Genomic DNA, 14,819 nt, shown 5'->3' on the forward strand with positions numbered 1-14,819 from the left:
CTTGGACGTCCACGCATCGTCGTCGTGACACCGTGGGGTCCCGTCGAGCAGGAGGAGTTGGGGATGCAGCGCATCGCAGTCATCGGTGGCGGCACCATGGGGGCCGGCATCGCCGAGGTCAGCGCCCGGGCGGGCTGCGACGTCGTCGTGGTCGAGGCCGACGAGGCCGGCGCCGAGCGGTTCCGGGCCCGGATGGAGAAGTCGCTGCAGCGCGCGGCCACCTCGGGCCGGATCTCCCAGGAGGACGCCGACGCCGCCTTCGCCCGGGTCGACGTCGCCACCTCGCTGCAGGCCGTCGTGCACTCCGAGCTGGTCATCGAGGCCGCGCCGGAGATCGAGGAGCTCAAGCTCGACCTGTTCCGCAAGCTCGACGAGATCCTCCCGCCGGACGCGATCCTGGCCTCGAACACCTCCTCCATCCCGCTGGTGAAGATGGCCAGCGTCACCAAGCGGCCGGACAAGGTCGTCGGGGTGCACTTCTTCAACCCCGCGCCCGTGCTGCCGCTGGTGGAGATCGTGGCCAGCCTGCTGACCAGCGACGAGACGCTCGCGACGGTCACCGACTTCGCCGAGACCCAGCTGGGCAAGACCACGATCCGCTCCAAGGACCGCGCCGGGTTCATCGTGAACGCCCTGCTCATCCCCTACGTGCTGAGCGCGATCCGGATGATGGAGTCCGGCTTCGCCTCCGCCGAGGACATCGACGCCGGCATGGTGCAGGGCTGCGCCCACCCGCAGGGCCCCCTCGCCCTGGCCGACCTGATCGGGCTGGACACCACCGCAGCCGTCGCGCAGTCGATGTACGCGGAGTTCAAGGAGCCGCTGTACGCCCCGCCGCCGCTGCTGCTGCGGATGGTCGACGCGGGTCTGCTCGGCCGGAAGACCGGCCGGGGCTTCTTCCCCTACGCCAAGTAGTGACCGACGACGTCCGGATCGGCCTGCAGGGCGCCGTCGGGCGGATCACCCTCACCCGACCGCGGGCGATCAACGCCCTGACCCACCCGATGATCGCCGCGGTCGACGCCGCGCTCGCCGCCTGGGCGCAGGACGACGCCGTCGAGTGCGTGCTCGTCGACAGCGAGGGCGACCGCGGGTTCTGCGCCGGCGGCGACGTCAAGGCGATCCGGGAGTCCGCCCTCGGGGACGGTGTGGCCGCCCGGGCCCTGTGGCGTGACGAGTACCGGATGAACGCCCGGATCGGCGCCTACCCCAAGCCGGTGGTGACCCTGCTGCCCGGGATCGTGCTGGGCGGCGGGGTCGGGCTGGGCTGCCACGCCTCGCTGCGGGTGGTGACGTCGTCGTCCCGGCTGGGGATGCCGGAGGTGACCATCGGGCTGGTGCCCGACGTCGGCGGCACCCACCTGCTGGCGCACGCCCCGGGCGAGCTGGGCACCCACCTGGCGCTCACCGGGACCTCGGCCGGGCCGGCCGACGCGATCGCCTGCGGGCTCGCCGACGTGTGCGTCTCCTCCCTCGACGGCCTGCACGCGCCGACCACGTGGGCCTCCCTGGAGTCGGCCGTCCGGGCCGCGGCGGTCGACCCGGGACCACCCGAGCTCGACCGCGGCTGGATCGACGCCTGCTACGCCGGGGACGACGCCGCCGTGGTCGTCGAGCGGCTGCTGGCCTCCGACGTGTCCGCCGCCCGGGAGGCCGGGGAGCTGATCGGCACCAAGAGCCCGACCGCGGTCGCCGTCACCCTCGCCGCGGTGCGCTCGGCGGCGACCATGACCCTGCCCGAGGCGCTGGTGCAGGAGTACCGGATCTCCTCGGCCAGCCTGGGTCGGCCCGACGTCGCCGAGGGCATCCGGGCCCAGGTGGTGGAGAAGACCCGCGACCCGCACTGGCGGCCCGCGAGCCTGGCCGGGGTGGACCCGCGCGAGGTGGCCCGCCACCTCGCGCCCCGGGCCGACGACCTGGAGCTCTGAGTCGGTGCCCACCGCCGTCCTGGTGCACGGGGGGTTCCACGGCGGCTGGTGCTGGCAGCGGGTCGCCGCCCCGCTGCGCGCCGCGGGCTGGGCGGTGCACACGCCGAGCCTGCCCGGGTCCGGTGAGCACGCCCACCTGCTCACCGCGGCGACGACGCTGGCCGACCGGGTGACCGCCGTGGTCCGGCTGGTCGAGCTGGAGGACCTCCGCGACGTCGTCCTGGTCGGGCACAGCGCCGGCGGGATGGTCACCACCGGGGTGGCCGACCGGCTCCCCGACCGGGTGCGGCACCTGCTGTACCTGGACGCGGTGGTCCCGCTGCCGGGCCAGTCGCACCTGGACGTCCTCGACCAGGGCGAGCCCGACGACGTCGTCGCCCGGCGCCGGGCCCGCCGCGCGCAGCCGGGCTTCCCCGGGGAGCGCTGGCGGCTGACCCCCGACCGCTCCCGGGCCGCCGACCTGGGCGTCGAGGACCCGGCCGACCGGGCCTGGGTGGACGCCCGGCTGACCGACGACTCCCTCGCGGTCTGGGCCGAGCCCTTGGCGTTCGGGCCCTCGGCGGTGCCGCGCACCTACGTGCGGGCCACCCGCTGGGCGCAGCCCTTCGCCGACCACCTGCTCGCCCGGGCCGCCGCGGACCCGGCCTGGCGCACCGTCTCCCTCGACGTCGGGCACGACCTGATGGTCACCGCGCCCGACGCCGTCGTGGAGTTGGTCCGCGCGGTGGGCTGACGCTCAGCCCCCGCCGCCACCCCCACCGCCGCCGAGCATCCAGCTGTTCCGGTTGACCGCACCGCGGGCGTCGGTGGCCGGGGGGTCCTCCCCGTCGGCGTACCAGCCGTCCCGACGCCGACGCAGGGCCCTGACCAGCAGACCCGTCGCCAGAGCCCCGACTGCGAGCAGCGCGATCTCCATGGCCGCACCGTAGGGCAGGAGGAGGCGTAGCGTCTCCCGATCGTGTCCGCCGATCCCGTCCTCGCCGCCGAACGGGCCCACCTCGAGCACGCCGCCGCCTGCCTGCAGGTGATGCACGCGGCCACCCGCGCGACCGCCGACGCCGGGGTCGACGCCTGGGCGTCGGAGCGGCTGGGCGCCGCCCGCGCGCAGCGGCTGCGCTCCCTGGCCGCCGACCCGGGCGCGCCCCCGTTCTTCGGCCGCACCGACTCCGACGTCGAGTCCTTCCACGTCGGCCGGCGGCACGTGCGCGACGTCGCCGGCGACCCGGTGGTCATCGACTGGCGGGCGCCGATGAGCCGGCCGTTCTACCAGGCCAGTGCCGCCGACCCGCAGGGTCTGGAGCGCCGTCGCCGGTTCGGGTTCAGCGAGGGCCTGCTCACCTCCTACGAGGACGAGTCGCTGACCGCCGACGACGGTCCCTCCGATCTGCTGCGGCAGGAGGTCGAGCGGCCCCGCAGCGGCCCGATGCGCGACATCGTGGCCACCATCCAGCCCGACCAGGACGACGTCGTCCGCGCCCCGCTGGCCGAGTCGATCTGCGTGCAGGGTGCCCCGGGCACCGGCAAGACCGCCGTGGGGCTGCACCGTGCGGCCTACCTGCTCTACACGCACGGCGCCCAGCTGGGTCGCACCGGCGTCCTGGTCGTCGGCCCCAACCGGGCGTTCCTGCGCTACATCGAGCAGGTGCTGCCCACCCTCGGCGAGGTGGAGGTCGAGCAGGCCACGGTCGCCGACCTGGTCGACCGGGTGCCGGTGCGTGCGGTGGACGCCCCGGACGTCGCCGTCCTCAAGGGCGACGCGCGGATGGCCGAGGTGCTGCGCCGGGCGTTGTGGCGCGGAGTGGTCAAGCCGACGGAGTCGATCCAGGTGACGCTCACCGGCCGCCGGTACCGGATCGAGGTGGACCGGCTCAAGCGGCATGTGGACGACCTGCGCCGCTCGGGCTCGGGCAGCGGGGACGTCGTGCACTACGCCGCCGGCCGGGAGCGACTGGCCCTGACCCTGGCCGAGGACGCCCGCCGGCAGAAGGAGACGGCCGGCGGGAGCCCGACGGACGCCGAGACCCGGACCGCGGCCCGGTCGCCCGAGGTGCGGGCGTTCTGCGACGCGCACTGGCCCCCGGTCGACCCCGCCGGGCTGGTCGCCCGGGTGCTCTCGGACCCCGCCCTGCTCGCCCGGGCCGCCCGGGGGGTGCTGGAGGACGCCGAGCAGGCGCTGCTCCTGCGGCCGGCGGCCCGCTCGGTGCGCGCGACCCACTGGACCGAGGCCGACGCGGTGCTGGTCGACGAGGTCGCCGGGCTGCTGGAGCGGACGCCGGGCCACGGGCACGTGGTCGTCGACGAGGCGCAGGACCTCTCCCCGATGCAGTGCCGGGCCGTCGCGCGCCGGCTGGGCGCCGGGTCGCTGACCGTGCTCGGCGACCTGGCCCAGGCCACCAGCCCCTGGGCGGTCGCCGACTGGTCGCAGACGCTGGCCGCGCTGGGCCGCCCGGACACCGTCGTCCGGCCGCTGACCCGCGGGTACCGGGTGCCCGGTGAGGTGCTGGCGTTCGCGAACCGGCTGCTCCCGGCGATCGCACCCGGGCTGGCCCCGGCCACCGCGGTGCGCTCGGACCCCGACGCGCTGCGGGTGCGGCGGGTGGCGGCGCTGGCCGAGCCGCTGGTGGAGGTCGTGACGGAGCTGTCCGGCACGGCGGGCTCGACCGGCGTGGTCTGCGCGGACGCCGACGTGCCCGCCCTGGTCGCGCTGCTGGCCGCCGGTGGCCTCGACGTGCCGGCACTGACCGACGACGCCGAGGCCGCCCGGGTCGCCGTCGTCCCAGCGTCGCTGGTGAAGGGCCTGGAGTTCGACCACGTCGTGGTCGTCGAGCCCGCCGCCATCGTCGCCGCCGAGCCGCGCGGGCTGCACCGGCTCTACGTCGCCCTGACCCGGGCGGTCAGCAGCCTCGTCGTCCTGCACCGGGGGGAGCTCCCGGCGGCGCTGGCCGCGCGGTGAGCAGGTCCTCGACCCGGGCCAGGCGGGCCAGCAGCTCGGCGACGTCGGCCTTGGTGGCGCCCTGCTCGTCGTCCTTGAGCGTGAGCAGGAGCTGACCGCCGGGCTCGAGCTCGGCGTGGTCGACCTGGGCGACGTCGTCGCCGTTCTGCACCCGGACGGCGTGCTCGAGCTCGGTGCGCTGCAGCCCCAGCCGGCGCAGCGCCCCGGGCACCACCCGGCCGTCCCGGATCACCGTCGTCGGGGTGCCCTCGAACAGCCGCTGCGCCAGCGGGCTGACCACCACCAGCCGGTTGACCAGGGCGTTCACCGCGACGAGGGTGACCGCGCCGATCGCCCCGCCGGTCACCGAGTCGTCGTTGCCGATGACCGCGTTCTGCACGACGTTGCCCAGCATGAAGACCACGATGACGTCGAAGGTGTTCATCGAGGCCAGCCCGCGCTTGCCGGTGAGCCGGAACAGCACCACCAGCAGCGCGTAGACGAGCACGGTCCGCAGCACCTTCTCGGTCCACGGCAGCTGCTGGACGAACAGGTCGTGCCACATGGGAGGTCCTCCGCGGTCTGGGGTGGTCTCTAGGCTGCGCCCCATGGCCCACTCCCTGCGCGAGGTGCTCCGCGCGCCGTCCTCCCCCGTGGCGCTGGCCGAGATCGACGCCCACGGCAAGCCGTCGGCCCCCGGGGACAAGGACGAGACCAAGGACCAGATGACCCTGGACGGCCAGGCGCTCTCCGGGCTCCAGGAGCGGCTCTACGCCGAGGGCGTCTCCGGCGGGCAGCGGCGGGTGCTGCTGGTCCTGCAGGGCATGGACACCAGCGGCAAGGGCGGGGTGATCAAGTCCGTGGCGGGGGCGGTGAACCCGCAGGGCGTGTCGATCACCAGCTTCAAGAAGCCCACGCCCACCGAGCTGCGGCACTCGTTCCTCTGGCGGGTGCGCCGGGCCGTGCCCGCGCCCGGGATGATCGGGGTCTTCGACCGGTCGCACTACGAGGACGTGCTCATCGGGAAGGTGCGTGAGCTGGTCACCCCCGAGGTGGTCGAGCGCCGCTACCGGGAGATCGTCCGCTTCGAGGACCAGCTCACCGCCGCCGGCGTCACCATCGTGAAGTGCTTCCTGCACGTGTCCAAGTGGGAGCAGAAGCAGCGGCTGCTGGCCCGCCTCGACGACTCGACGAAGCGCTGGAAGTTCAACCCCGGCGACATCGACGAGCGCCAGCTGTGGGAGCCCTACCAGCGGGCGTACGAGACCGTGCTGGAGCGCACCAGCACCGACGCCAATCCCTGGTACGTCGTCCCCAGCGACCGCAAGTGGTACCGCAACTGGGCCGTCGGCCGGCTGCTGCTGGAGGCCACCACCGACCTCGCGCCGCGCTTCCCGCCCGGGGACTACGACGTCGACGCCCAGCGCGACCGGCTGATCGACGAGGCCGACTGAGGCTCAACCCCTGACGCGGTCCCCGTCCACCCAGACGGCGGCCACGTCGGCCGGGCCGCCGAGGGCGAAGGCCTTGGCCAGCGCGTCCTCGGGGCCGGCCGCCGACCGCAGGACGACGTCCAGGGTCGATCCGGCGGACGGGCGCAGCCAGACGGCGTCGAACCGCGTGCCCACCGACAGGTGGCCGACGTCGGAGAGCCCCAGGGCGTCGGCACCGGCCGCGGTCGCCAGGTGCAACAGGTCCGCCGGGGTCAGCGGCTCGCCCTCGGCGCCCAGCAGCTGTTGGCCGAAGTGGGCCTGCAGGCCCTCCTTGAGCAGCGAGAACCCCGTGCCGGCGCCGACGTCGGAGCCCAGCGCGACCCGCACCCCGGCCGCGCGGTGCCGGCGCAGCGGGAACAGGCCGCTGCCCAGCGCCGCGTTCGAGGTCGGGCAGTGCGCCACGGCCGTGCCGCGCAGGGCCAGGACGTCGAGCTCGCCGTCGGTGGGGTGCACGTCGTGCGCGAGCACCGACCGCGTCCCCAGCAGCCCGGGCTTGTCGTAGGTGTCCACGTAGGAGCCGCCGAACAGCTCGGCGACCGCGGCCACCTCGGCCGGGTTCTCGTTCACGTGCGAGGTGAAGAACGCACCGTCCACCGAGGCCAGCAGGTCGGCGCAGGAGTCCAGCATCTCGGTCGTGCACGACAGCGAGAACCGCGGCGTCACCGCGTACCGCGACCGCCGCACGCCGTGCCAGCGCTCGGCCAGCGCCCGCCCCTCCTCCAGGGCCCGGGACGGCGTGGTCAGCAGCGCCTCGGGCAGCAGCCGGTCGCTGACCACCAGCCCGGAGGTCACCCGCAGCCCGACCCGGTCGGCCTCGGTGAACAGCGCGTCCACCGCCGGGGCGAAGTGCGAGCCGAACACCAGCGCGGACGTCGTCCCGGCGCGGGCCAGGCCGTCGACGAACTCCGCGGCCACCGTGCGGGCGTAGTCCAGGTCGGCGAGGCGGCACTCCTCGGGCAGCGCGCACCGCTCGAGCCAGTCCAGCAGCGGCATGCCCAGCCCGCCGATCGCCCGGACCTGGGGGAAGTGCACGTGGGTGTCGACGAACCCGGGCAGCACGAGCCCGCCGCGCAGGTCGACGACGTCGTCGTCACCCGACAGCTCGGCGAACGGCCCGCGCGCCACGATCGCGCCGTCGCGGACCCGCACCCCGCCGTCCAGCTCGACCCGCAGCTCACCGGCGGCCGGGGTGTCCAGGAACGTCCCGCGGTAGACCGTCACGAGGGCACCCGGGCGACCGCGCCGAGCAGGGCGGCCGCCACTCCGACCGCGATCACCGCCGGCTCCTTGCCGGTCAGCTCGGGGAGGCCGATCGGGCAGGTGATCCGGTCGGGGTCGGGGGCGCCGTCGGCGACCAGCGTCCGCCGGAACCTCGCCCACTTGCCGGCCGACCCGATCAGCCCGATCGAGGCCAGGCCGGGGGTGCGCAGCGCGGCGTCGCAGAGGGCGGCGTCCTCGGCGTGATCGTGGGTCATCACCAGCACGTGGCTGCCTGCGGGCAGCTCGGCGAGCACCAGCTCGGGCAGCACCGGCACCTGGTGCACGTGCACGGCGGCGATCGCGTCGTCGAGCACGGCCAGCCGCTCGGGGGTCAGCTGCGCGGGGCGGGAGTCGACGAGGTGCAGGTCCAGGTCGTGCCGGGCCAGGATGCGGGCAAGCTCGAGACCGACGTGGCCGACGCCGAACACCGCCACCGCCGGGACGACGGGCAGCGGCTCCAGCAGCAGCCCGACCTCGCCGCCGCAGCACTGCACGCCGTGCTGGTAGGGCGCCTTGTCCGACAGTGCGACGTCGACGACCCGGGTGCCTCCGCCGGCGAGCAGCAGCTCCCGGGCCCGTTCGACCGCGACCGCCTCGAGGTTCCCCCCGCCGACGGTGCCGTGCTGGGCGTCCGCGGTGACCACCATCTTGGCGCCGGCCTCGCGCGGGGAGTGCCCGCGGACGGTCGCCACGGTCACCAGCACGCCCGGCTCGCGCCGGTCGCGCAGCGTCTGCACCGCGCGGTCCCAGCGCATCAGGACTCGCTCAGCACGCGCTCGGAGGTCGGCCGGATGGGCGGGCCGGAGGGCTGCGGGGGCTGCTCCCCGCCGTCCCGCACGTGCGCGCCCTCGCCGGCCCGGGCCGCCTCGACCGCCCAGAACACCGCCTCCGGGGTGGCCGGGGAGGCCAGGTCGACGGTGGTGCCGGCCGGACCGAACGCGGCCGCGGCCTGGCGCAGTGCCTCGCGCACGCTGAACGCCAGCATCAGCGGGGGCTCGCCGACGGCCTTGGAGCCGAAGACGGCGCCCTCCTCGTGCGCGGACTCCAGGAGCGAGACCCGGAAGTCCTCGGGCATCTCGGAGAAGCTGGGCAGCTTGTAGGTGCTCGCCGACTGGGTGCTGAGCCGGCCGCGGGTGGGGCCCTCGCGGTCCTCCCAGCGCAGGTCCTCCAGGGTCAGCCACCCGACGCCCTGCACGAACCCGCCCTCGACCTGGCCGATGTCCACCAGCGGGGACAGCGAGTCGCCGACGTCGTGCACGATGTCCACCCGGCGCACCCGGTAGGCCCCGGTGAACCCGTCGACCTCCACCTCGGCGGCGGCGACCCCGTGCGCGAAGTACTTGAACGGCTCACCGCGCATCGCCGCGGAGTCCCAGTGCAGGCCCTCGGTCCGGTAGTAGCCGGCCGCCCAGAGCTGCACCCGGGAGAAGTAGGCCAGCCGGACGACGTCCTCCCACGGCACCGTCGGCCCGCCCGGCGCCAGGCCGCGCACCACGCCTCCGGAGAACCGGACGTCGGCAGCCGGCACGTGCAGCTGCTCGGCGGCCACCTGGGCCAGCCGGCCGGTGATCTGCTCGCAGGCGTTCTTCACCGCGCCGCCGTTGAGGTCCGCGCCCGAGCTCGCCGCCGTCGCCGAGGTGTTGGGCACCTTGTCGGTACGCGTGGGGGCCAGCCGGACCTTCGACAGCGGGACGCCGAGGGCGGTGGCGGCGACCTGCAGCATCTTGGTGTGCAGGCCCTGACCCATCTCGGTGCCGCCGTGGGTGATCAGCACCGAGCCGTCCTTGTAGACGTGCACCAGCGCACCGCCCTGGTTGAACGCGGTGAAGTTGAACGAGATGCCGAACTTCACCGGCGTGATGGCCAGCGCCCGTTTCACGTGGAGCGACCCGGCGTTGAACGCCTCGACCTCCGCCGTGCGGGCGGCGAAGTCGCTGGTGTCCAGCACCTGGGCCCAGGTGCGGGCGAGCCGGTCGGCCTGCCGCACCGGCTGGCCGTAGGGGGTCTCCTGGTCCTTCGCGTAGAAGTTCCGCCGCCGCAGCTCGTGCGGCTCGATGCCCAACGCCGGGGCGCAGCGGCCCAGCACGTCCTCGATCACGAGCATGCCCTGCGGCCCGCCGAAGCCCCGGAACGCCGTCTGCGAGGTCTTGTTGGTCTGCGCGATCCGCCCGTTCACCCGGACGGCGGGGATCCAGTAGGCGTTGTCGACGTGGCACAGCGCGCGGGCCAGTACCGGCTCGGACAGGTCCAGGCTCCAGCCGCCGTCGGACGTCAGCGTGGCGTCCAGGGCGGTCAGCCGGCCCTCGTCGTCGAAGCCGACCTGCCACTGCGCGTGGAAGCCGTGCCGCTTGCCGGTCATCGTCATGTCCTGCCCGCGGTTCAGGCGCAGGCGGACCGGTCGGCCGGTCAGGCGGGCGCCGAGCGCGGCGATCGCGGCCAGCCCGTGCGGCTGCATCTCCTTGCCGCCGAAGCCGCCGCCCATCCGCAGGCACTGCACGGTGACCTCGCTGCTGGTCAGGCCCAGCACGTGCGCCACGACCTCCTGGGTCTCCGAGGGGTGCTGGGTGCTCGACTGCACGAACACCTGACCGGCCTCGTCGACCAGGGCCAGCGCGCAGTGCGTCTCCAGGTAGAAGTGCTCCTGGCCGGCGAACTCGAACTCGCCGTGGAACACGTGCGCCGAGGACGCCAGCGCCTCCTCGACGTCGCCGCGCACCAGCTTCGGCCGCCCGCCCTGGAACGCGTCCGCCGCGATCGCCTCCTGCACGGTGACCACGCTGGGCAGCGGTTCGACCTCGACCTCGACGGCCTCGGCGCCGAGCCGGGCGGCCTCCAGGGTCTCCCCGAGCACCCAGCAGACCGCGTGGCCGTAGAACATGACCTCGTCGGGGAACAGCGGCTCGTCGTGCTTGACGCCGGCGTCGTTGACCCCGGGGACGTCGGCGCCGGTGAGCACCCGCACCACCCCGGGGACGGCGAGGGCCGGCCCGGTGCGCAGCGCGGTGACCCGGGCATGGGCGTGCATGACCTGGACCGGCCAGGCGTGCAGCACGTCCTTCGTGCGGCCGACCAGGTCGTCGGTGTACAGCGCCTGACCGGTGACGTGCAGGGCGGCGGACTCGTGCGGGACCGCGACGCCGACGACGGCGTTCGCGGGGCGCTCGGACAGGGCGCTCATCGTGCTGCCTCCAGCGTGTTCTCGGCGGCGAACTTCAGCAGGGCCTGGCGCAGCATCGCCCGGCGGTAGGCCGCGCTGGCCCGGTGGTCGTCGAGCGGGGTGCCCTCGGCGCCCAGCACGTCGGCGGCCGCGGCGACGTCGCCCCACGGGCGGCCGACCAGGGCCTCTTCGGTTGCCAGGGCCCGGATCGGCGTCGCCGCGACCCCGCCCAGCCCGATCCGCGCGCCCGCGACGACGCCGTCGACGACGTCGAGCCCGAAGGCCACGGCGACGCTGGAGATGTCGTCGAACCGCCGCTTGGCGATCTTGGTGAAGCCGACCAGCCCGGGCTGGGGCTGCGGGATGCGGACGGCGCGGATCAGCTCGCCCGCCGTCCGCACGCTGCGCCGGTAGCCGGTGAAGTAGTCGGCCAGCGGCACCTCCCGCTCCCCGCCGGCGGAGACGAGCACCAGCGAGGCGCCCAGGGCCAGCAGGCCGGGGGCGGTGTCGCCGATGGGGGAGCCGGTGCCCAGGTTGCCGCCCAGCGTGGCGCCGTTGCGGATCAGCACCGACGCGAACTGGGGGAGCAGCAGGTCCAGCAGCGGGACGGCGCCGTCCAGCCGCAGCGCGATCTCGCTCAGGGTGACCGCGGCGCCGATCTCGACGACGTCCGCGCCGACGGTGAGCCCACGCAGCTCGGGCAGCCGGTCGATCGCCACCACCAGCGGGGCGCGCACGCCGCGCAGGTTGACCTCGACGCCCCAGTCGGTCGAGCCGGCGACCACCACCGCGTCGGGCCGCTCGCCGAGCAACACCAGCGCGGCGGCCAGGTCGGCGGGGCGCTCGAACGCCGGGGTGCGGGTCGCCCGCGCGGCCGGCGCCGGCTGCTGCTGGCGGGCGGCCAGCGGGTCGCCGTCGTCCGGGGCGTCCAGGGCGTAGGCAGCGTCCCGGATCGGCCGGTAGCCGGTGCACCGGCAGAGGTTGCCGCTGAGCGCGTGCAGGTCGAAGCCGTTGGGACCGTGCTCGTGGGAGGGCTCGGTGCTGCCGACGACGTCCACCGGGGCGGCGCCACCCCGTCCCGGCCGGTAGAACTCCGCCGCCATGCTGCAGACGAAGCCCGGGGTGCAGTAGCCGCACTGGGAGCCCCCGCGCACCGCCATCTCGCGCTGCACCGGGTGCAGGTCGGCCGGGGTGCCCAGCCCCTCGGCGGTCACCACCTCCTGGCCGTCGAGGGCCAGCACCGGCACCAGGCAGGCGTTCAGCGCCGTCCAGCGGGTGGGCGTCGTCGTCCCCGGGCGGGCGACGAGCACCGAGCAGGCGCCGCACTCACCCTCGGCGCAACCCTCCTTGGCCCCGACCAGTCCGCGGCCGCGCAGCCAGTCGAGCGCCGTGGTGTGCGCGGGGACGCCGTCGAGCGGGGCGGCCTGCCCGTTCACGGTGACGCTGGGGGACTGCATGGGGGGCGACTCCTCGTCGGGTGCGGTGCGGTGGTGCACCAGGGTGCCTGCTCGAGGTTGCGTGCAGGTCTCGGCGACGCGGAGCACGTCGCCGACCGGAGTGCAGGTCGTTGCAGGACCGGGTGTTCTCTGATCCACTTCCTGTGACGCACGGGACACCAGGGGCGGAGGCCCGGATGAGCGCGGCCCGCCGGATCGGCACGGTGGCCCAGTTGCTGGGGGCCGTCGCGCTGGCCGGGGTGCTCGTCGCCGGGGTGTTGTTCCCCCTGGTCGGCGGTGCGGGTGCGGTGGCGCGGAGTTCGGCGTCCCTGCTCGACGCCCTGCCGGTCGAGCTCACCGACGCGACCCCGCCGGGGAACTCGGTGATGCTGGCCGCGAACGGGGAGCCGATCACCGGGTTCTACGACGAGAACCGCGCCCCGGTCGGCCCGGAGGCGATCGCGCCGGTGATGAAGGACGCGATGGTGGCCATCGAGGACGCCCGGTTCTACTCCCACAACGGCCTGGACGTGCAGGGCACCCTGCGTGCGCTGGTGACCAACCTGGCCTCCGGCGACGTCCAGGAGGGCGGCTCGACGCTGACCCAGCAGCTGGTCAAGCAGACCCTGCTGCAGACGGCGGAGACCCCCGAGGAGGCTGCCGCCGCGGTCGAGCAGACCCTGGAGCGCAAGCTCCGCGAGGCCAGGCTGGCCCTGGCGCTGGAGGAGACCTATTCCAAGGACGAGATCCTCACCCGCTACCTGAACATCGTGTACTTCGGGCAGAACGCCTACGGCATCCAGCCGGCGGCGCGGGCCTACTTCAGCGTCGACGCGATCGCACTCACCCTGCCCCAGGCCGCGCTGCTGGCCGGGTTGGCCCAGAGCCCCACCAGCGACGACCCCACCGTGGACCCGGAGGCGGCCACCACCCGGCGCGACCAGGTGCTCGACCGGATGGCCGAGCAGGGGATGGTCACCGCCGCCGAGGCCGCCGCCGCCCAGGCCGCCCCGCTGGGTCTGGTGCTCGGGGCCGCCCCGCCACGGGGCTGCGTGCAGGCCTCCGTCGGGCCCTTCGTCTGCGACTTCGTGCAGCGGTACCTCACCCAGACCCTCGGTCTCACCCAGGAGCAGCTCGAGCACGACGGCCTGACGATCCAGACCACGCTGGACCCCGAGCTGCAGCGCGCCGGGGACGCCGCGGTGCTGGGCACCCTGCCGATGGGCGACTCGCTGGCCGGCATGTTCACCGCCGTCCAGCCCGGCACCGGGCACCTGCTGGCGATGAGCGTGAACCGGGTCTTCGGCTACGACGTGGACGACCCGGCGCAGGAGTCCTACAACCTCAACGTCGCGGCCAGCCAGGGCTCGGGGTCGACCTACAAGGTGTTCACCGCGGCGGCCGCGCTGAGCAGGCAGTTCTCCGCCTACTACACCCTCACCACGTCCGACCCCTACGTCTCCCGGGTCTACCGCGACGGCAGCGAGCCCTACGACGTGCGCAACGCCGGCCGCTACGGGGCCACGCTGGACCTGTCCACGGCGCTCTACCAGTCCTCCAACACCTACTTCCTCGCCCTGGAGGACGCCCTCGGCAGCGTCGAGGGCCCGGTGCGGATGGCCGAGGCGGCCGGGCTCTTCCAATTCAGCCGGCCGGGTCTGGCCCAGCAGGTGATCGACGAGAACCGCGGCTCGTTCACCTTCGGCGCCGAGGAGACCAGCCCGCTCGGCCTGGCCAGCGCCTACTCGACCTTCGCCGCCAGCGGCACCCGATGCCTGGTCACCCCGGTCACCGCCGTCCTGGACCGGGCCGGCCAGCCGCTGCTCGACGACGCCGGGCAGCCCCTGGTGACGGGCGACCAGTGCACCGCCGAGGCGATCCCGTCCGGGGTGGCCACCACGATGAACCAGATCCTGCGCCGGGACGTCGAACCCGGGAACCCCGGCCAGACCGGGTCCCGCGCCTACGTGCCCGGCCACCAGATCGCGGGCAAGACCGGGACGTCGCAGGACAACTTCTCCGCCGCCTTCGTCGGCTACACCCCCGAGATCGCCGCCAGCGTCATGGTGCTGAACCCCAAGCAGAACCAGGACGTCGGCGGCTTCGGCGGCAACAAGCCAGCGACCATCTGGCGTGCGGCCATGGCGCCGATCCTGGACGCCCGCGGGAGCGGGGAGTTCCCGCCCGCCGACCCCACGGTGATGGACGGCAACACCCGTCCGGTGCCGGGCTGCTCGTCGGTGTCCCGCTGCCAGGCGGCGCTGTCGGGGGCGGGCTTCGTGCCGCAGGTGGTCCGGGTCGAGGGCAGCAGCCCGTCCGGGTCGCTGCTGGGCACCAGCCCGCGGGCCGGCGGGCGCGCCGTCGTCGGGCAGGTGGTGTCGATCCTGGTCAGCAACGGCGCGTCCTACGTCCCGCCCGCACCGGCCCCCGTCCCGGCACCCGCGCCGGCCCCGGTCCCCGGCCCGGCCCCACCGGTCGAGCTCCCGCCGGGCATCCCGGCCCCGCCCACCGCCTGACCCCCCCCGACGAAGGAACCTCCACACCCCCTGACGAGGCTCAGAGGGGGTGCAGAGGTTCCTTCGTCGGGGGGCGGTCCCACCTCCACGCTGGGGT

At 74.8% G+C, this 14,819-nt stretch carries 12 protein-coding genes; 6 read left to right on the forward strand and 6 right to left on the reverse strand.

Annotated elements, in window-relative coordinates; genetic code table 11:
* Positions 1-63: 63 nt before the first annotated feature.
* From ASG36_RS11700 to ASG36_RS11710, 3 genes are read left to right on the forward strand one after another with little or no spacing between them, the layout of a single operon-like run.
* Positions 64-915: a 3-hydroxybutyryl-CoA dehydrogenase gene (locus ASG36_RS11700; protein ID WP_200944444.1), complete on the forward strand. Its 852-nt coding sequence runs from the start codon at positions 64-66 to the stop codon at positions 913-915.
* Positions 915-1,928, forward strand: a complete 1,014-nt coding sequence (locus tag ASG36_RS11705) for a 3-hydroxyisobutyryl-CoA hydrolase (RefSeq protein ID WP_055763924.1) — start codon at positions 915-917, stop codon at positions 1,926-1,928. Before ASG36_RS11700 ends, ASG36_RS11705 begins: the two co-directional genes overlap by 1 nt.
* Before the next feature lie 4 nt (positions 1,929-1,932).
* Positions 1,933-2,661 (forward strand): alpha/beta fold hydrolase, encoded by a 729-nt coding sequence (locus ASG36_RS11710; protein ID WP_055763926.1) that lies wholly within the window; start codon positions 1,933-1,935, stop codon positions 2,659-2,661.
* A 3-nt stretch (positions 2,662-2,664) separates the two neighbouring features.
* On the opposite strand, the gene ASG36_RS11715 is transcribed toward ASG36_RS11710, so the two are convergent.
* Positions 2,665-2,844: a hypothetical protein gene (locus tag ASG36_RS11715; protein WP_157498772.1), complete on the reverse strand. Its 180-nt coding sequence runs from the start codon at positions 2,842-2,844 to the stop codon at positions 2,665-2,667.
* 42 nt (positions 2,845-2,886) lie between these two features.
* Here ASG36_RS11715 and ASG36_RS11720 point away from each other — a divergent pair, with 42 nt between their 5' ends.
* Positions 2,887-4,881 carry an AAA family ATPase gene (locus ASG36_RS11720; RefSeq protein ID WP_235494896.1) on the forward strand — a complete coding sequence of 665 codons (1,995 nt, stop codon included), beginning with the start codon at positions 2,887-2,889 and terminating at the stop codon, positions 4,879-4,881.
* Here the strand turns inward: ASG36_RS11720 and ASG36_RS11725 are convergent.
* Positions 4,823-5,425 carry a DUF421 domain-containing protein gene (locus ASG36_RS11725; RefSeq protein ID WP_055763933.1) on the reverse strand — a complete coding sequence of 201 codons (603 nt, stop codon included), beginning with the start codon at positions 5,423-5,425 and terminating at the stop codon, positions 4,823-4,825. The genes ASG36_RS11720 and ASG36_RS11725 overlap by 59 nt on opposite strands.
* Before the next feature lie 43 nt (positions 5,426-5,468).
* On the opposite strand from ASG36_RS11725, the gene ASG36_RS11730 reads away from it, so the two are divergent.
* On the forward strand, positions 5,469-6,314 hold the full coding sequence (locus ASG36_RS11730) for a PPK2 family polyphosphate kinase (protein ID WP_055763934.1): 846 nt from the start codon (positions 5,469-5,471) through the stop codon (positions 6,312-6,314).
* A 3-nt stretch (positions 6,315-6,317) separates the two neighbouring features.
* Here ASG36_RS11730 and ASG36_RS11735 read toward each other — a convergent pair whose 3' ends face one another.
* The 4 genes from ASG36_RS11735 to ASG36_RS11750 are packed head-to-tail and all read right to left on the reverse strand — an operon-like array spanning position 6,318 to position 12,227.
* Positions 6,318-7,574, reverse strand: a complete 1,257-nt coding sequence (locus ASG36_RS11735; RefSeq protein WP_055763936.1) for a guanine deaminase — start codon at positions 7,572-7,574, stop codon at positions 6,318-6,320.
* Complete coding sequence (gene xdhC, locus ASG36_RS11740; RefSeq protein WP_055763938.1) at positions 7,571-8,368, reverse strand: xanthine dehydrogenase accessory protein XdhC; 798 nt, start codon at positions 8,366-8,368, stop codon at positions 7,571-7,573. The genes ASG36_RS11735 and xdhC overlap by 4 nt, the downstream gene beginning before the upstream one ends.
* Positions 8,368-10,791 carry a xanthine dehydrogenase molybdopterin binding subunit gene (gene xdhB, locus ASG36_RS11745; RefSeq protein ID WP_055763940.1) on the reverse strand — a complete coding sequence of 808 codons (2,424 nt, stop codon included), beginning with the start codon at positions 10,789-10,791 and terminating at the stop codon, positions 8,368-8,370. Before xdhB ends, xdhC begins: the two co-directional genes overlap by 1 nt.
* The gene (locus ASG36_RS11750) at positions 10,788-12,227 is read right to left on the reverse strand and encodes a xanthine dehydrogenase small subunit (protein WP_055765015.1); all 1,440 of its coding nucleotides are present in this window, start codon (positions 12,225-12,227) and stop codon (positions 10,788-10,790) included. Before ASG36_RS11750 ends, xdhB begins: the two co-directional genes overlap by 4 nt.
* Positions 12,228-12,403: 176 nt before the next feature.
* Between ASG36_RS11750 and ASG36_RS11755 the strand changes: the two genes are divergently transcribed.
* Entirely contained in the window at positions 12,404-14,722 is a 2,319-nt protein-coding gene (locus ASG36_RS11755) for a transglycosylase domain-containing protein (RefSeq protein WP_055763941.1), read from the forward strand.
* Positions 14,723-14,819 lie beyond the last annotated feature (97 nt).

The organism is Geodermatophilus sp. Leaf369, assembly GCF_001424455.1.
Lineage (GTDB): Bacteria > Actinomycetota > Actinomycetes > Mycobacteriales > Geodermatophilaceae > Klenkia.